The sequence below is a fragment of the Chryseobacterium artocarpi genome, from assembly GCF_001684975.1.
Classification (GTDB): Bacteria; Bacteroidota; Bacteroidia; order Flavobacteriales; family Weeksellaceae; genus Chryseobacterium; species Chryseobacterium artocarpi.
Genome location: NZ_MAYH01000023.1, coordinates 509226 through 526702, shown reverse-complemented (window position 1 = coordinate 526702; position 17477 = coordinate 509226). Strand labels below are relative to the sequence as shown.

The window sequence follows — 17477 nt, the reverse complement described above, 5'->3', positions numbered from 1 at the left end:
CAGATTAAATTGTATGATTTGCATAATACTATGCATGCATAGTATGTGGAATAATCAAAGAAAATGGCAGATTAATAAATGTTTACGAGTGATTTAATGATTTCTTCAAAAGATTCACATTCGTATTTCGTGGAATCGTTAGAAATTACCCAAAAGTTGTTCTGAAACTCAAAATTAAGTGCTGAAAGGTCTTTTGAGAAGTTTTTTTGTAGTAAAGAATACAACATTTCTTTCTGAACTGGAGGTGCAGAAATATGAGGCGGAACAAAATTTTCATGCATCTGAAATAAAGAAGCATTGGTAAGTTCATCATGCTGAAGTAAAATGTCCTCCACAATTCCCGTATGCAGTTGTATATTTTTGACGTACCATATTTTATCAGCGAATTCCTTGGCAAGTCGCCAGTCATGTGAGGAAAATAGAATCAGCTTATTCTGTTCTTTGGCAAGTCTTCTTAATGTTTTAAGGATAATGATCTTATTTTTCTCATCCAGATGAGTGGTGGGTTCATCCAGAATAATAATAGGAGAGTTCTGGGTTATAGCACGACCAATAAAAGCTTTTTGAAGATTCCCGTCCGAAAGATTTTTGAGAAGGGTATATCTGTATTGAGTTAAATCCAGTTCGTCAATGATATGCGCTACTTCTTCACGGTCTTCTTTTTTTAGTTCAAAATAAAAAGGATAGTAAATGTATTTTCCCAGTGAAATAAGATCCTCAACCGTGTAATGTTGCGGAATTACCGATTTTGAAAAGACAATAGCAATATTCTCAGCAATTTCTTTTACAGAAAGATTTTTTACATTTTTATCATTGATCAATATATCACCATTTAATAAAGGAATCTGATGAAGTATAGATTTGATTAAGGTAGTTTTCCCTACACCATTATTTCCAATCAATAAGCAAACATCTCCAAGATTCAAACCTGCGTTGGCATTTGAAATTAAAGTTTTGTTGTATCCGATATTGGCTCGTTTGATTTGTAAGTGCATGATTGGTATTGACTAAACCGTAAGGCTTTAAAATGTTGTACAAAAATACTGTTTTATCAGGCAAAGAATGGAATGGAGATAAAAATAATTCTTTTTAATTATAAATGATTAGCCATTCTTGTAACTCCATTTTTGAAAACATCAGATTGAAAGTTGAGAAGCATGCCTAGTTTGCAATTGGTCATTTTTAAATAAGTTAAAAGTTGTGCTTTATGATTAGAACTGATATAATCTACCGTTTTTATTTCTAAAATAACTTTGTTCTCTATAATGATATCAAGTCTGAAAGCATTTTCTATTCTTAAATCTTCATATATTATTGGAAGTAGTTTTTGCTTTTCTATAAAAAGCCCTGATTTTGTTAACTCATAAAATAGACATTCTTCATAAACGTGTTCAAATAATCCTGCTCCAAGCTTTTTATGAATCTTTAATCCAGTCTCAAAAACAATTTTTGATATTTCATTTTCTGTCATTTGTTGTGTTTTTATACTTATAAATATAAGGATTGTTTGTATAAACACAGAGGTGAAAGTTTTTTTGTTGTATTTATTTTTAGAGTGCAAGAAAATCGAAGATTTTCAGCAAGTGTAAGGTTTTATCTAATATATTATTAAATTTTATCGGAGATAAAATCTTTGCGCCTTAAAGCAGAGTGAATGCTTAAAAACCTTGCGTCATTGCGTTTTTTCAACAAAATAAAAAATAATATTCAGTTCTTATTTAAGAGAACTAGATTAAATTGTTTTATATCGCAAAGACGCAAAGATTTATTATACATTGTAAATATTTTTAAGGCGCAAGAAAATCGAAGATTTTCAGCAAGTGTGAGTTTTATTTATGTATTGTTAAATTTTATCGGAGATAAAACCTTTGCGTCTTAAAGCAGGTGAATACTTAAAAAACTTACGTCTTTGCGTTTTCCAACAGAAAAAACTATACTTTATTCTGCTTCAAAAGCATAAGCAAGATCACAGGAATTCCAAAAACAGAACTTATTACATTCAATGGAATATGTGTTTTTTCAGCAATGACAGAGAAAAACATCATAATCAGCATTCCCAGAAACATATTTAATATCCATTGCTGCCATAATTTTGATGGGTTATAAATCAACCTGCAAAAGTGAGGAACAATGATTCCAATGAACAGAATAGGTCCCAAAAATGCGGTTATGGATGCGGAAAGTAGGGAAGAGGATGCGATAATTAACAATTTTAGGGTCCTTAAATTAACGCCTAAACTCTGAGCATAAGATGTTCCTAAAGAATTTCCAATCAATGGTTTTATAGATTTGAAACAGAAAAATAATCCAATCAGTAATAATCCTGATAAAACATAGATCTGGTTTCTTGTTACCATATTATTGGCGCCAAAAGACCATAAAATATAATTTTTTAAACTTTGATTTTCTGCATAAAATTGTAGTAATGAAACAATTGCTCCTGCAAAAGCAGATACGAGAAAACCGAAAATAATAAGATAAGATTTGTCCTGAAATCTATTAGACATTGATAGTAGAATCAACATCAGAACTAAGCTTCCTCCAATTGCAGATAAGCTGAGAAAACTGTTTTGTAAAAATTCAGGGAGGAGAATATTATGTGAAAAGAATATGTAAAAGGCTACTGATAAACTGGCTACTGATGTAATTCCCAAAATATCAGGACCGGCTAAAGGATTTTGAAAATATTCCTGCATCAGAAATCCTGAAGTAGGAATAGAGACCCCCGCCAATAACATGACCAATACACGGTTGATACGGATTTCCGCTATCTGACTTTGATCTGTGTCCTGGAAAAAATCCTGAAGGCTTAAACTCAAAAATCCTGTGTTCAGATTAATGATAGCAACTGCAATAATTGCAATTGACAATAATAAACACAGGATTTTAAATCTTTTTGACATTATTCAGAAAGAGTTCTGTATGTTTTACTTTAAGAAAGAATCGATTTTTGAATTCAATACTTCTTCTGTCATCATTCCCAGGTATTCATCAGTTTGTTCCCCTTTTCTCATGAAAGTAAACGGAATTGAGCCACCATCCCATTGCTTGAAATTATTGGAAAAGAAATTCTGATCCAATTTCTGACCGTCCAATAAAATTACGCTTCCACCCAGATTGTTTTCTACAACAAAATCTTTTACGGCGCCATCCCAATCTGCTTTATCATCAAGGTTTACAAAGGTAAATTTAACAGGCTTACCTTTTAATTCCTGCATTTTGTTTTTAAAGCTAGGGATTTCCTTCATGCATGGACCGCACCATGTTGCAAAAAAATTAGTGACATATAAAGTATCATTATTTTTTGCAAGGTGTAAACTTACATTTTCAGGAGAAAGTTCTTTAGGAATATACGTACCCGCTTGTGCTGTTGTGTTTTGAGTTACAGAAAGTGAATCTGCGGTAGCTGTTTCTTCGGTTTTCTGACCTTCTTTTTTGCAGCTGTAAAGAGCAGTTAGGAGTAACGTTGACAAAATTATCTTCTTCATAAATTATTTTTTATCTATTTTTGAATTGAAGTATGGAACAACAAATCTATAAAGGGAAACTTATAAAGTTTCATCCGTTAAAAATAGCGAAAAAGGTACAGCTGACCAAAAATACTTTTTCTCTGGAGTTTGATATTCCTGAGAATTTGAAAGCAAATTTTAAGTTCGAAGCTGGACAATATGTAAGTGTAAAATTTCAATCACATGGAAAAGAGGTTATTAATGATTACTCAATGACTTCTGCACCTTATGAAGGGAAAATATGTTTGGGAATAAAGGTAAATTCTCCTGATGGAGCTACCGCGCAGCTATTTCAAAATTATAATAAAGAAGATGAACTTTGGATCAGTGAACCAGCTGGCAGATTCACGTTGGTATCAAAACCGAGTGAATTCAGAACCATTGTTGCTTTTGCGGCAGGAATAGGGATTACTCCTATCTTAAGCCATTTCAAAAATATTCTTCACAATGAGCCAAGAACGAGATTGTTTCTGTTTTTTGGAAATAAAAGCTCGGACGAACTTGTGTATCGGGATCAACTGGATAACCTTGCCAGAACTTGTGGTGACAGGCTTCAGATTTTTTATTTCTTTTCACAGGAAAAAACAGCAGACCAGTTTTTCTATGGCAGATTGGATGAAAAGAAATTAAACTTAATCATTAATCAGATTCTTCACCTTGATGATACTGATGAAGAATCTACTATTTGGGATGCAGTGGATGAAGTTCTTATCTGTGGAAAAGGAGAGATGATCAAGACACTTGCTAATGCCTGCTATCATCACGGAATTCCGAAAAGAAATATTCACTTTGAACTTTTTGAAGAATTTAATGATGATATTTATCCTGTAGAAAAAGAATTTCCACTTATTGAAAATATAGAGGTGGAATTTACCATGCTTGGAAAAAAATATACGACCCAACTCCCTGATAACAAGGATAAAATATTACAGCAGCTTTTGATTCAAAAGTTTCCTGTACCATACTCATGTAAGTCCGGAATTTGTGGAAGCTGTGAATGTTCATTGGAAGAAGGAGAAGTAGAGTTGATTGAAAATGAATATCTTACTGAAAAAGAAGAAAGTCAAGGGCATATATTAGCATGTATGTCAATAGTGAAAAGTCAAAAAATAAAGCTTAACTTTGATCTTAGTTGAGAATTATTAAGAACATATTTAATCTGGGATTTGTATCATTAGAATTAGGAATTTTAATGATCTGCTTTTGTAATGTCTGGGTTTTTGGACTTACAAATGGACGTACTTATACTAAAATTTCTAAAATTCCCCCAAGAGAGATTGCGTTAGTACTTGGAACATCTCCAAAGATGAGATCGGGGCTTTCTAATCCTTATTTTACTAAAAGAATGGACGCCGCAGCTCTTCTTTATCACCATGGAAAAATTAAAAAAATTCTGGTAAGTGGTGAAAAAAGCAAAGGCTATAATGAACCTGCTGCCATGAAGAATTATCTGGTATATCAGGAAGGCGTTCCAGAAGATATTATTATTGAAGACCCGAAAGGCTTTAATACCTATAAAAGTATTCTTCGCTGTAAGGATGTTTATAAAAAGAAAAATGTAATTATTGTTTCTCAGGGATATCATAATCTTCGTGCTCTGTTTTTTGCAAGGAATAATGATATGAATGCACTGGGGTTTGATGCGCAGGATGTCACAAAACCTGAAAGTTTCTACAGAAATCAGGCGAGGGAAATCCTCGCCCGTGTTATAGCTGTAGTATATTTTATTTTAGGAGTTTCTCCGGATTAGAAAGGATATCCGAATGCGAAATTCACAGTAGGTTTGAAAGGCTGGAAGGTTTTGAATCTCCATCTGTCACCTTCCGGCTTGTTCGGGTCATAAATCTTATAGGCAAGATCCAGTCTCAGGGTGATATAAGCAATATTTACTCTTAATCCGAATCCACTACCTACACCCACTTGTCCTAAGAACTTATTGAATTTAAATTCATCACCATAGCCATCATTATGGTCACGAAGGCTCCAAGTATTACCAATATCCGTAAATAGAGCTCCCTCGTACATTTTGTTGAATGGAATTCTATATTCAATATTGGTGGTAAGCTTTACGTTGTCGGTCATATAGGTACGCACTCTTTCATCTACCTGAGAGTCTGCAGGACCTAATCCACCAAAGGCTACCCAAGCTCTGATATCATTTGAACCTCCGTTAAAGTATGACTTGATAATTGGCATATCTTCAGAATTTCCATAAGGAACACCCACACCAATAAACTGGCGAAGAACTAAAGTCTGATTACCATTAAATTTGAAATACTTTCTTGCATCAATATCAAACTTTACAAACTGTGCATATGGAATTCCAAAAATTGTTCTCTGTGGTGAGGCTAGAACTCCACCGCCGTCATCTTTTTTATTGAATAAGCTTAATATATTACCTGCAAGTTCAACTTTTCCGTTAAAATAGAAGGCATTAGGATATTCTTTTTTACCAATTTCATTATAAACGAAGTTGTAGATCATTGAAGAAATCAAAACATCCTGAGTCTGTCTGTCTTTATTCACCAACGCACCTCTGAATGCCGTTAAAAGATCGGTTCCGCTTTGGTTAAGGGATTGTCGGTATGTTTCATCTTCTACAATTTTTTTAGAAACATAATCGATATCTACTTTACCGTCTTTGAAGTCTTTACCAAGCTGGTCATGAGTAACGAAATAATCTGAAAAAATATCCTCCCTGATTTTCTCATCATTAGGGAAATAAGAATAATAAGCATCTTTATTTTTCGTTAAACTGACCTGTGTATTGAATAAGGTCAACTTATGGTATACCTGATCATTAATATTAGCCTGATAATTCAATCCTGTATTAAAGTTGACTCTACCCAAACCGATATTATTCTGTATAGATGCTCCCAGCAAAATAGATGATGTAGGAGTATATCTTTTAGGTAAGAATTTATAATAATTAAAAGGCAATAACAGTCTTGGAAAGTTCAGTGATGCCTGAGCAGAAATTTCATAAGCCGTCGTTCTCTTGTCAATATCCTTTGTACTTCTGATAGATCCAAATGTCCCTGAAATACTGGTGAAAAGGTTTTCTGCACCTCTGAAGACATTTCTTGTTGTAAGGTCTACAGAAGGAGAGACTCCCAGGTTTAATACCTGAGAATAATTAATATCCGTACCTACTTTAAGTTCATATTTAGGAAGGGGCTTTAATACATATAAAATATCTACAATACTGTCATTAGGAGAAGACATACCGCCTTGTCTCAGAGAGTCTCTTGCTTTTACAATACTAAAGTTGTTCATAGACAAAATATTTCTTTTTGTCACGTCTAGTTTTTTCTGATCAAAAACCTGCTTACTGTCTGCAATAATGGTTCTCCATATAGATGATGATTTATAATTTTCATTCATCTTATGGAAGCGGATTCTTCTTAAGCTGTCTTTCTTGGTATTCTTAGGATAATCTCCGGGTTCATCTACAATAGCAACATCGATATTCCCAAAAGTAGCCACTTTATAACGACTGTCAAGAGAATCTTTGTGAATTTCTAATGTTAAAGGGACATTTTTTTTGCTTTTCAGGGAGTCAGCGACAAAGTAAACTTCATCATTGGATGCATTAAATTTATAATATCCAAGTTCTCTCATCATATCTGTAATTCTTGTAACTTCTTTTTCAAGAACCGTTTGATCAAGAATCTGTCCAGATCTTACAAAAGTTTTATTAAGGTTGTAAGTATAATATCCTTTAATACCAGGATCAGTAATATTGTAATAATAATCTTTGATATAGGTAGGCTCATTATGCTTTATGAAATATTTCACAGCAGCTTTTTTTGATGCCGAATCAATATCATGTCTGTATTTTACTTCAGCATCCCAAAAACCTCTGTAAGTAAGCCTTTTTTTGATAGACTCTGCACTTTTTTCACTTCTTGTCTGATCCAGAATGACAGGCGGAGAACCCCAGCTATGTAGCAAACGGTCAAAGAAAAGATTTTTCCCGACACTGTTTTTCATATTATATTTAATGAATAATGAATCTCTCAGCTTCTGATTTCTCATTTCACCGGGGTACGTCATATATTCATTAAGAATAGTATCATATTTCGGATTTGCCATATTGTAGAACATAAGTCCCAAAGGCATAAAGAGAACCTGTTTTTTGTTAGGTTTTTGCTGAACGTATTCTTTCAGTTCTTCATCGAAGAATTCTTTCTTATCCTCGAACTCAAAGCTGTTCTTAGTAAGGAGATATTCGCCTTCCGGAACTTTTTTTGTTGTACTACAAGCATAAAGGAGACCAACAAATGTTGCAAATGAGATAATTTTATAATATTTTTGAGGAGAATTCTTATAATGCTTACAGCTCATACAATAAAAGTTTTACAATCTTTAGATAAAAAGAAGTTCAGACAAAAATACAATTTGTTTTTGGTTGAAGGTAATAAAATCATTTGTGAACTTTCCAATTCTAACTTTAAAGTTAAAGAAATATTATCAACCGATCCGCAAAAATTGGACCGTAGTGATATCCCTGTGACTCATATCTCTGAAAATGAGTTAAAAAAAATCAGCTTCCTTAAAACTCCGAAAGATTCCGTTGCCGTATGTTATCTGGCAGAAGAACAAAAGATGGAGGATAAAAATATCCAGCTGGTTTTGGATGGAATTCAGGATCCGGGAAATTTAGGAACAATTATCCGATTGGCAGATTGGTTTGGAATAGAACAGATCATCTGTAGTGAAGATACTGTTGATTTTTATAATCCTAAGGTGATTCAGGCTACGATGGGGTCATTCACAAGAGTAAACGTGGTTTATACTGACCTTGTAGAATATCTGTCAAAAACTGAAAATATAAATATCGGAACAGATATGGATGGAGAGAACATCTATACTTTTGATAAACCTGCAAAAATTAATTTGATTCTTGGAAACGAAGGAAACGGAATGAGGCCGGAAACAGAAAAGCTTCTCCAGAAATGCATCACGATTCCAAGGTTTGGAAAATCTCAGTCTACTGAAAGCCTTAATGTATCGATGGCTGCAGGTATTATTCTGGGACAGTTGTTTTCAAAATAAAATATATAATAATTAAGGCTTAGAATTTGAGAAATAATCTATTTTCACATTCTAAGCCTTAGCTATTTATATCAATTGTTCCATACTGGAAACACTTTTGTTTTTCTGATAAACTTCCAGTTTTTTTCTGACGTATTTCAGTGCAATAGGAGCGAGGTAGATTAATGCTGCTCCTACAAGTTTATTTTTCCAATTAGAACTTTTCATGTTCTTCTTGGCATAATTTCCAACGATAGCGGTAACTCCAAGTTTTACCAGACTATCTGTAATATTTCCTTTAAATGCAGAACTTGCAAATCCAACTGCTGTATTTTTACTAATAAGAAGATCCTTAACCTCAGAAGTAAGTTGTTTGGCAATGACATCTTTTCTCAGAACAACCTTTTCATCACCATCTTCGTCTACTTTTTCCTGAAGATACTGATCACTTAAGCCGTTGGTGAAAGCGCTGAGACTCTCTTTTGTATTTTTAAAAGTAAGAAGGTTTTCCAGATCGTTTATTTCTCCCTGAAGCAGTTTTTTCTTTCTTCTTAATTCTTCTATGCTTTCATATTTTCTACTCATGGCTTGAATGGTTTAAAAATTTAATAACCTGGTCTGCAACAGTATTCACAATCTTATGTTTGAAGGCAATGACAAAAGCCATTACTAAAGCATAGAATGCAGCAACAATTAAGAATCCGTAGGAATAATTATCCAGTGCTTTACCGATAAGAAAAGCGATCCCGAAATTGAAAAGGATAATAAAAAAAGCAAAAGCAACAAGCAGTACTACAAAGTAGGTAATGAGCCCGGCAGAAAGAGACGACTTTTCAGTAGCTTCAATTTTCAGAAGATCTATTCTCTTTGATGCGTATTCTTTAATAGTTTCTATCATTGTTTTTTTTTAAAGTTACAAAAAAAGGAACTTTCGCACAAAAGTTCCTTTCTGTAATTTACTTAAAAAGATAAATTACTTATTTTTTTAGATCGTTCAATTCAGCCTCTACATCTTTTACGACGTCTGCAGTTTTTGATACAATCTGATCTTTGTATTTATCATATCCGTCTTTCATAGTATGAGCGACGTTATTAGCTGTTTCTTTAAAAGTAGAAGAAATGTTGCCATATTGGTCTTTTACTTTTTCAGAAACTTCTCCGTATTTGTTTTTCGCCTGATCTTTAAGATCATTAGCTTTGTTTTTGATTTTCTTTCTCGTTTCTTTTCCTTCTTCAGGTGCATATAACATTCCTAAGATTACACCTGCTGCAGCACCTGCAAGAAGTCCCGCCAATATACCTGCTGTATTTTTTCCGTTTTTAGACATTTTAAGCTTTTTAATAGTTAATAATAGATTAGTTTTTTATACTAATAAAACTTACAATTTGTATACCAAAGGAGGCTGTATGCCTATTAAAAATTGTTAAATCTTTTCGATGTAAGAAAGAATAAGTTCTATAGTTTCTTCTTTGGTAAGGTTGGAATTATCGATAACGGTAGCGTCATCAGCTTGTCTTAAAGGGGCTATTTCACGCTCACTGTCGATCTTATCTCTCTCAATGAGGTTCTGTTTTACCTGCTCTTTATCAGCTTCTATTCCTAGTCCTTTTAGCTCAAGAAACCTTCTGTTGGTTCTTTCATCAATGCTTGCTGTAAGAAAGAATTTATAGTCCGCATTTGGCAGAACTACTGTCCCTATGTCACGTCCGTCCATAATGACACCTCCTTTTTCTGCCAAAGTGCGCTGAGACTGTAGTAAAAAGTCTCTCACTTCTTTTTGTTTGGCAACAAGGCTTACATTATCGGACACTGCATTGGTACGAATTTCTTTTGAAATATCAGTATTATTAAGATAAAGAACTAAAGTTCCGTCATTATTTTTAAACTCAAGATGAATCTGATCAAAAGATGAGAATAAGGTATTCAAATCAATCTCGCCGCCATTATTCAAACAGTGTTGTAAGGCAAACCAGGTAACTCCTCTGTAAAGCGCTCCTGTATCCATATGAATAAGTCCTAACTTATCAGCAATGATTTTAGAGATAGAACTTTTTCCGGTAGACGAGTACCCATCGATAGCTATTACAGGTTTTTTCATACTGCAAATTTCAAGATTTTTTTTAGAAAATCAAGGAATAATAAAAAATTTTAAGAAGGATTTAAGATTTTTTCTATTCTCCTCTGTGGCTTGAAAGGTCCATAGAAACTCCTATCTGGTTGACGTTCGAAGAGTTGTGATATCTTATGTGAGCGTAATCTATACGGAATCTTGAAACCTTGATTCCGAATCCTCCCGAAAGTCCTGAAAAGTTTCTCTGATCTGCCACAGCCATATCATTTCCTCTTTTTACATTATACCCTAATCTGATATTGAAGTTTTTTTCCGGGAACAATTCTGCTCCTAAAGAGAAATGGTCTGCAATTTTTCTTCCGGCATTTACTTTTTGTCCTTCTGAATTATATTCCGAGGAAATATTGAATTGCTGAAGGTCATGCGCTGTAATGGTAATGGCAAGAGGGAAGTTCTTTAAAATTTTGGTATATCCCACATCTACTCTGAAAGGAAGATTTTCACGGGTTCCGTTGAAAGATTTCAGCTGAAAACCAAAGTTTCTTAGTACAAGGGAAAGAACTTCTTTATTCTTTTTATTATGGTAAGTAATCCCCGCAGTTCCTGAGATCGCGGAAGAAGTATAGTTGTCTATTTTTGAGGTAACGAAGTTTAATCCTCCACCAATTGTCCAGTCTTCTTCAAACTGATAGGCGTATCCAGCACCGATGGCAACATCTGATGCTTTAAACTCTCCATCCTGAAAACCGCTTTCATCTGTTCTGGGAATGCTTCCATAGCTCATATACCTGGCATTGATTGTTGCCATGTGACCATTATCAAAGTCTTTGGCATACGCAATGGTTCCGTATTTGGAATCGGCAAGATAAGCAGTAGCATTTACAGAAAGTTGTTTGTCTGAATCTTTATTTAACAGGGCTGGGTTTGCAATAGCAAAGGAAACATCATAATCTCTTATCGAAATTGCATCTCCACCCAAAGCAGCCTGTCTTGCAGATACAGGTACGTTTAAGAACGGATACACATTTGTTCCTGTTTGCGCATAAGAAACAATTCCTGATAGAAATAATGAAAAAATGATAATTTTCTTCAACTCAATTTATAATTAATGCAAAAATAATCCTTTTTCGTACTTTTCAAAATATTTCTGACATTATTTGTAATTAAATATTTTTCTCATATCAATATTTTTAATGATTATATTTGCAAAATCAAATTTTTGAGAAAACAACTCTAGTAAAAAGTTATTAAAAATAAAAGATGAAATATAAAAGAATCCTTCTGAAACTAAGCGGTGAGGCGTTAATGGGAAACAGACAATACGGTATTGACAACGAAAGACTGCAGGAATATGCTGCTGAGATCAAAAAAGTAGTTGAAAAAGGCTGTGAAGTTGCGATCGTCATTGGAGGAGGAAACATTTTCCGTGGTGTGGCAGGTGCTGCAAAAGGAATGGACAGAGTGCAGGGAGACTACATGGGAATGTTAGCAACTGTAATCAATGGAATGGCGTTGCAAGGTGCATTGGAAGATGCAGGAATCAAAACAAGACTTCAATCTGCAATCGAAATGGATAAAGTAGCTGAGCCATTCATCAAAAGAAGAGCAGTAAGACACCTTGAAAAAGGTAGAGTAGTGATCTTCGGTGCGGGAACAGGAAACCCTTATTTTACTACAGATACGGCTGCTACTCTTAGAGCAATCGAAATAGGAGCAGATGTAATTCTTAAAGGGACAAGAGTAGACGGAATCTATGACAGTGATCCTGAAAAGAATGCTAATGCAGTAAAATATAATTCATTATCTTTCGATGAAGTATTTGAGAAAAACCTTAAGGTAATGGATATGACTGCATTTACTTTGAGCCACGAGAATAAATTACCGATTATTGTATTCGATATGAATAAAGACGGGAATTTAGTGAAAATCGTAGAAGGGGAAAATGTAGGTACTCTGGTTGATTTATAGATCATCGATGATAAGTAAAATATAATGGCTAAAAAGAGTTTAATATGACTCATTGCTTATATGATTACTCATCATTTATTGTTTATCAATCATCATTTATAACTAATGTGTAATTTATCAAACTATACTATAATAATGGAAGAATTAGATTTAATATTAGAATCTGTAAAACAGGACATGGACGCAGCTGTAAAGCACCTTGATCATGCATTTCAAAGAATCAGAGCGGGGCGTGCCTCTACATCAATGGTTCAGGATGTAATGGTTGAATACTACGGAGCGATGACTCCTATTAATCAGGTTGCGAACGTTTCTATTCCAGATGCAATGACCATCTCTATTCAACCTTGGGACAGAACAGCGATTAATGCTATTGAAAAAGCGATCATCAACTCAAACTTAGGTTTTGCACCTTCTAATAATGGGGAAAATATTATTCTTAATGTACCACCTTTAACAGAGGAAAGAAGAAGAGATTTAGCAAAACAAGCTAAAAGTGAAACTGAACAAACTAAAATCGTAGTAAGAAACGCGAGACAGGATGGTTTGAAAGAACTTAAAAAACTTGACGGAGTTTCTGAAGATGTTGTAAAAGGAGTGGAAGAAGAAATCCAGACTTATACAGATAAGTATGTAAAGCTTTGCGACGAGCATCTTAAGACAAAAGAGGCTGAAATTATGAAAGTATAATTTTCAGTTTTTTGAAAATATTAAAAAGAGGATTCCTATTTTGGAGTCCTCTTTTTTTTGTATAAAAGATAAATTGGAGAAATTGTTTAAAAAATTACCGTATTAAGTCTGTTTGTTATAATATATTGATGTGTATTATCGTTATATTTATCAATTATTCCTGCAAAATGTAAGAACAGGGAAAAAGCATAAAAATGATAACTAAAATTATTGGTGTAGGAAATTACATCCCGTCAGAAACGATAACAAATCTGTTTTTTGATCAACATGTCTTCCTGAATGAGCAAGGCGTTTTATTAAAAGAAAATAATGCTTCTATTACAGAAAAATTAAAGAAAATAACAGGTATTGAGGAAAGAAGATACGCTCAGAATACGCAGGTTACTTCAGATTTAGGATTGATTGCGGCTAAGGCAGCAATAGATAATGCAGGAATAGATCCTGAAACGTTGGACTATATTATATTTGCACACAACTTTGGAGATGTTCGTTTTGGAACTGTTCAGTCTGATATGGTTCCCAGCCTTGCTGCAAGAGTAAAGTATTTATTGGGAATTCGTAATAATTTTTGTGTGGCATACGATGTTTTATTTGGATGTCCCGGCTGGATTGAAGGCGTAATACAGGCGAATGCATTTATCAAATCTGGTATTGCTAAGCGTTGTCTGGTAGTAGGTGCAGAAACTCTTTCGCGGGTTGTAGATATTCATGACAGGGATAGTATGATCTATGCGGATGGAGCAGGGGCGGCAGTTCTGGAAGTGAGTAATGATGATGGGGCTGGAATAAAATCTCATTTGTCTGCTTCTTATACATTCACAGAAAAAGACTACTTGTATTTTGGGAAATCTTACAATAATGAAAGATGCCCGGATACCCGATATATTAAGATGGATGGAAGAAAGATCTACGAGTTTGCTTTACTGAATGTTCCCGACGCCATGAAGAAATGTTTGGATAATAGCGGCTATTCTATAGAACAATTAAATAAAATTATCATTCATCAGGCAAATGAAAAGATGGATGAGGCGATTGTCAATAGGTTTTATCAGTTGTATAATACTCCGGTTCCTGAAAACATTATGCCGATGGTAATCCATAAGCTTGGTAACAGTAGTGTTGCCACAATCCCTTCTTTATTAGCTATGATTTTAAAGGGTGAATTGGAGCATCATGAGATTAATAAGGGTGATATCGCTCTGTTTGCTTCTGTAGGTGCGGGAATGAATATCAATGCCTTTGTTTATCAGTTTTAATCATATTTGTTTAAATAAAAATAAAAGCCTCCAAATCTGGAGGCTTTCTTTATTGTGTAATTACTGATATCTCTTGTGTTCTTTACTTTTTGAGAATCTTTTTGTAATAGGCTTGAATAGTGTTTTGTATTTTTCCGCATCAAACAATTGTGAGTCTGTAAGTGCTTTATACGTCATCCATACTCCAAAAGGGAAGAGAATGAAGTTAGGTGCCCATGCTGCCAGATACGGGTTCATTTTTCCGCTCCATGACATGTTTTCTACTGCTACATTCATTACATAGAAGATGATGAAAATAACGATTGCTATAATTACCGGAAGACCCATTCCTCCTTTTCTGATGATGGAACCTAAACTTGCTCCGATCAGGAAGAAAATAATACAGGTTACAGAATAGGAAATCATTCTCTGCTGGTGAATGACAACTTTACTAAAATACTTTACATTAGAACTGAACTCATTCTTTTTAGATTCCAACGTGCTTTTCATTGTCTCCAGCCTGTTGTAAGAATTGTAAATAAGCTCAAGCTTTTTATCACCTTTTACTGTATCCAGTTTTATTTGTTGTTTTGCTGCTACCTTAGGTTTGTTAGGCGTATCCATATAAGGAATGGTAGAACTTGTCTGGCTTAAAACTTCGTTTCCTACATTTTTAAAAAAGAGTTCGTTTTCTTTTTTACTTCTGTCAATTGTTTTGTTCAGCTGATTATAGGTTTCAAAACGGAAATCGTCCGTAATCTGTTCCTTCTCGATAGCTTTATTAATGATTTCACTGATGTCAAAGTGATTCACTAGAGTATCAAATTTAATAGATTGGTCAGGCTGTTTTTGTCTTACATTATCACCCTTACCTTCGATGGCATCTTCAAATACATAACCGTTATGTAAAACAAGCTTAAGAAAGTTCTTGTTGGCTGCAGGCACGAATTTTCCTTTTTCAGCTACAACAGTTCGTTGGTTTTCATAAATGCTGGCTTTTCTGTGAACAAATACTCCTTCAATATTTTCACCGTTTTCTCCATAAATTTTATCAAACTTTACCATATATCCCGGAATCTGATCAATGAACTGTCCAGGGGTAAAGTTAATTGCCGGCTTCGTCTGGGCAATGTTGAATAACATGTTTTTTGCCTTTTTCTGAAAGTCCGGGATGATATTATTGGAGAAGAAAAACAACATGATAGCAAGTGCCGTAGCAATTCCCAATAAAGGAGTCATTACTCTGGTTAAAGGAATACCTGCTGCTTTCATAGCTGCGAGTTCATAACGCTCTCCGAATTCTCCGAATGACATAATGCTCGCCAAAAGGATTGTAAGCGGAAGAACCATACTGATAACATTTACCCCAAGGTAAAAAAGAAGTTTAAGGATTTGCCAATAGCTCAATCCTTTTCCCATAAACTGTCCCATTTGAACCCAGATAATGTTTACAATAAAAATGAAAAACAATACGCTGAATATAAAGAAAAACGGTCCAAAGAAGGTTTTTATGATATATCGATCTAGTATTTTTAACATGCGCCAAAATTAATCAAAAAGCCGCAAACTTGCGGCTTTTATATTTTCTTATTTTTATTCTGAAGCGAAATCAAAGAAAGGCAGATTTACCTTTTTGATTTACAGCTTTTAAAGTTCAGTAATTACGTAGTTTTTAAACTTATTTTTATCAAAAACAAACATATTAGGATCTAAGTCCTGATTTTCCTTGTATTCTTTAATAGCAATTACAGCAACATCTTTGTTACTTCCATGCTGCTCAAGCTTTACCATTTGTTTCTTCGCAGAGTCTACGAAAATATAAACATATTGGATTCCGTTGGCTTTTACCGGAGTCAATTTAATAAAATCAGCGTTTACACCATTTACTGTTTTCTTACCATTATACGTTACATTATACTCATTTCTGTAAGTGGAAAGATAATTGATAGGGGAGAACATAGTTGCACTTCCGTTAGGTTTTGCAATGGTAACTTCCATGTCATCAGCGTTGATGTTGTATATTTTATTACCGTCAAAGATCTGTTCTGTATCCATGATCTTTAGTTTATACTTTTCTCCTGCCGTATAATAAATACCAGGTTCTGTTTTGTTTACCTGCCCGTTCAGCCCGCTTCCAAAAGAAAATTTGAAGTAGGAATTCTTTTTGGATTTGTAGTTAGCGGTAATATCATCCAATATCTTTTTCGCTTTTGCATCTATTTTCTGCGCACTTGTCATTCCTACTGCACCTACAACAAAACTTCCTAATATAACTTTTGAAATAATATTTTTCATTTTTCTTATTTAATAATCTTTAGATAATTTTAAACTTTCAAGGTTAAAGCAATCGAGCTTTTCCCTTTATTAATGCTGTTCTTCCAAAAAGTGTTCCAAAAAAAACTTATTTTTGATACTCAAGTAAAAAATTATAAATTGAATTTTTTAAAGCTTTTTTGAGATTTTTTCTTTCAGAACCTCCACCCATGTTTTTAAAACTTCCGGTACTCATATAATTCTGGTTGTTGACATTAAAATTTACTTTGGTGGTTAGCTCCGCACTAAAAAGTTGGAACTGCCATGTAATATCCAGTATTTTTGAATCTATATGATCTGAACCTGAATCAACACTATTAATTAAATTGATTTTGGTTTCTTTTGCCATTTCAGAAACTGCTTCTTCAAATGTTTTTTTTACATCGGGCTGAATAAACATTCCTGCATGAGGACCTTCTACATTAAAATTTTCAACACTTGAGGTATTATAATTAAAAATGAGTGTTTTATCTTTATAATAGTCCTTATTAATGCTTTTTGAAGAGGAATTCTGAGCTGAGAGGCAAACAGTAACTGAAGTGAGGAATAACCCCAATAATAATTTTCTCATATAAGTTTTATGGTTATTGTTTTATGAATTATCTTACTTCCGTTCTTTCAATATACTCATCAAAGTTTTCTGGAAGAATATT

Annotated in this window: 19 protein-coding genes; 6 read left to right on the top strand and 13 right to left on the bottom strand. The window is 33.8% G+C overall.

What is annotated here, in order from left to right; translation table 11 throughout:
• Window positions 1-71: 71 nt before the first annotated feature.
• The 4 genes from BBI01_RS10450 to BBI01_RS10435 form a co-directional block, all read right to left on the bottom strand.
• A complete protein-coding gene (locus BBI01_RS10450; RefSeq protein ID WP_065394603.1) occupies window positions 72-995 on the bottom strand; it encodes an ABC transporter ATP-binding protein in 924 nt (307 codons plus the stop codon).
• Between the two features lie 98 nt (window positions 996-1093).
• The gene (locus BBI01_RS10445) at window positions 1094-1471 is read right to left on the bottom strand and encodes a GxxExxY protein (RefSeq protein WP_065394602.1); all 378 of its coding nucleotides are present in this window, start codon (window positions 1469-1471) and stop codon (window positions 1094-1096) included.
• A 460-nt stretch (window positions 1472-1931) separates the two neighbouring features.
• The gene (locus BBI01_RS10440) at window positions 1932-2903 is read right to left on the bottom strand and encodes an iron chelate uptake ABC transporter family permease subunit (protein ID WP_065394601.1); all 972 of its coding nucleotides are present in this window, start codon (window positions 2901-2903) and stop codon (window positions 1932-1934) included.
• Between the two features lie 24 nt (window positions 2904-2927).
• On the bottom strand, window positions 2928-3488 hold the full coding sequence (locus BBI01_RS10435; protein WP_065394600.1) for a TlpA family protein disulfide reductase: 561 nt from the start codon (window positions 3486-3488) through the stop codon (window positions 2928-2930).
• Window positions 3489-3520: 32 nt separating this feature from the next.
• On the opposite strand from BBI01_RS10435, the gene BBI01_RS10430 reads away from it, so the two are divergent.
• Both BBI01_RS10430 and BBI01_RS10425 read left to right on the top strand, forming a co-directional pair.
• Window positions 3521-4645 (top strand): flavin reductase family protein, encoded by a 1125-nt coding sequence (locus tag BBI01_RS10430; RefSeq protein ID WP_065394599.1) that lies wholly within the window; start codon window positions 3521-3523, stop codon window positions 4643-4645.
• Window positions 4642-5259: a SanA/YdcF family protein gene (locus BBI01_RS10425; protein ID WP_065394598.1), complete on the top strand. Its 618-nt coding sequence runs from the start codon at window positions 4642-4644 to the stop codon at window positions 5257-5259. The genes BBI01_RS10430 and BBI01_RS10425 overlap by 4 nt, the downstream gene beginning before the upstream one ends.
• Here the strand turns inward: BBI01_RS10425 and tamL are convergent.
• On the bottom strand, window positions 5256-7856 hold the full coding sequence (tamL, locus tag BBI01_RS10420) for a translocation and assembly module lipoprotein TamL (RefSeq protein WP_065394597.1): 2601 nt from the start codon (window positions 7854-7856) through the stop codon (window positions 5256-5258). The two genes, BBI01_RS10425 and tamL, sit on opposite strands and share 4 nt — an antisense overlap.
• Between tamL and BBI01_RS10415 the strand changes: the two genes are divergently transcribed.
• Window positions 7842-8567, top strand: coding sequence for a TrmH family RNA methyltransferase (locus tag BBI01_RS10415; protein WP_065394596.1), 726 nt, complete (start codon window positions 7842-7844; stop codon window positions 8565-8567). The genes tamL and BBI01_RS10415 overlap by 15 nt on opposite strands.
• Window positions 8568-8633: 66 nt before the next feature.
• Here BBI01_RS10415 and BBI01_RS10410 read toward each other — a convergent pair whose 3' ends face one another.
• The 5 genes from BBI01_RS10410 to porQ all read right to left on the bottom strand — a co-directional run bounded on the left by BBI01_RS10410 (window position 8634) and on the right by porQ (window position 11711).
• The gene (locus BBI01_RS10410; protein ID WP_065394595.1) at window positions 8634-9131 is read right to left on the bottom strand and encodes a phosphoribosyl-ATP pyrophosphatase; all 498 of its coding nucleotides are present in this window, start codon (window positions 9129-9131) and stop codon (window positions 8634-8636) included.
• Window positions 9124-9444 carry a phage holin family protein gene (locus tag BBI01_RS10405; protein ID WP_065394594.1) on the bottom strand — a complete coding sequence of 107 codons (321 nt, stop codon included), beginning with the start codon at window positions 9442-9444 and terminating at the stop codon, window positions 9124-9126. The genes BBI01_RS10410 and BBI01_RS10405 overlap by 8 nt, the downstream gene beginning before the upstream one ends.
• Before the next feature lie 79 nt (window positions 9445-9523).
• A complete protein-coding gene (locus BBI01_RS10400; protein ID WP_065394593.1) occupies window positions 9524-9874 on the bottom strand; it encodes a YtxH domain-containing protein in 351 nt (116 codons plus the stop codon).
• A 96-nt stretch (window positions 9875-9970) separates the two neighbouring features.
• Window positions 9971-10645 (bottom strand): (d)CMP kinase, encoded by a 675-nt coding sequence (gene cmk / locus BBI01_RS10395; protein ID WP_065394592.1) that lies wholly within the window; start codon window positions 10643-10645, stop codon window positions 9971-9973.
• Window positions 10646-10718: 73 nt separating this feature from the next.
• Window positions 10719-11711 (bottom strand): type IX secretion system protein PorQ, encoded by a 993-nt coding sequence (gene porQ, locus BBI01_RS10390; RefSeq protein WP_065394591.1) that lies wholly within the window; start codon window positions 11709-11711, stop codon window positions 10719-10721.
• Window positions 11712-11878: 167 nt separating this feature from the next.
• Between porQ and pyrH the strand changes: the two genes are divergently transcribed.
• The 3 genes from pyrH (at window position 11879) to BBI01_RS10375 (ending at window position 14532) form a co-directional block, all read left to right on the top strand.
• Window positions 11879-12586, top strand: a complete 708-nt coding sequence (gene pyrH, locus BBI01_RS10385; protein WP_065394590.1) for a UMP kinase — start codon at window positions 11879-11881, stop codon at window positions 12584-12586.
• 135 nt (window positions 12587-12721) lie between these two features.
• A complete protein-coding gene (frr, locus tag BBI01_RS10380) occupies window positions 12722-13276 on the top strand; it encodes a ribosome recycling factor (protein WP_065394589.1) in 555 nt (184 codons plus the stop codon).
• 194 nt (window positions 13277-13470) lie between these two features.
• The gene (locus BBI01_RS10375) at window positions 13471-14532 is read left to right on the top strand and encodes a 3-oxoacyl-ACP synthase III family protein (protein ID WP_065394588.1); all 1062 of its coding nucleotides are present in this window, start codon (window positions 13471-13473) and stop codon (window positions 14530-14532) included.
• Between the two features lie 60 nt (window positions 14533-14592).
• On the opposite strand, the gene BBI01_RS10370 is transcribed toward BBI01_RS10375, so the two are convergent.
• The 3 genes from BBI01_RS10370 to BBI01_RS10360 form a co-directional block, all read right to left on the bottom strand.
• Window positions 14593-16050, bottom strand: a complete 1458-nt coding sequence (locus tag BBI01_RS10370) for an LptF/LptG family permease (protein WP_065394587.1) — start codon at window positions 16048-16050, stop codon at window positions 14593-14595.
• Between the two features lie 108 nt (window positions 16051-16158).
• Entirely contained in the window at window positions 16159-16806 is a 648-nt protein-coding gene (gene lolA1, locus BBI01_RS10365) for an outer membrane lipoprotein periplasmic chaperone LolA1 (protein WP_065394586.1), read from the bottom strand.
• Window positions 16807-16912: 106 nt separating this feature from the next.
• Entirely contained in the window at window positions 16913-17395 is a 483-nt protein-coding gene (locus BBI01_RS10360; RefSeq protein ID WP_065394585.1) for a hypothetical protein, read from the bottom strand.
• Window positions 17396-17477 lie beyond the last annotated feature (82 nt).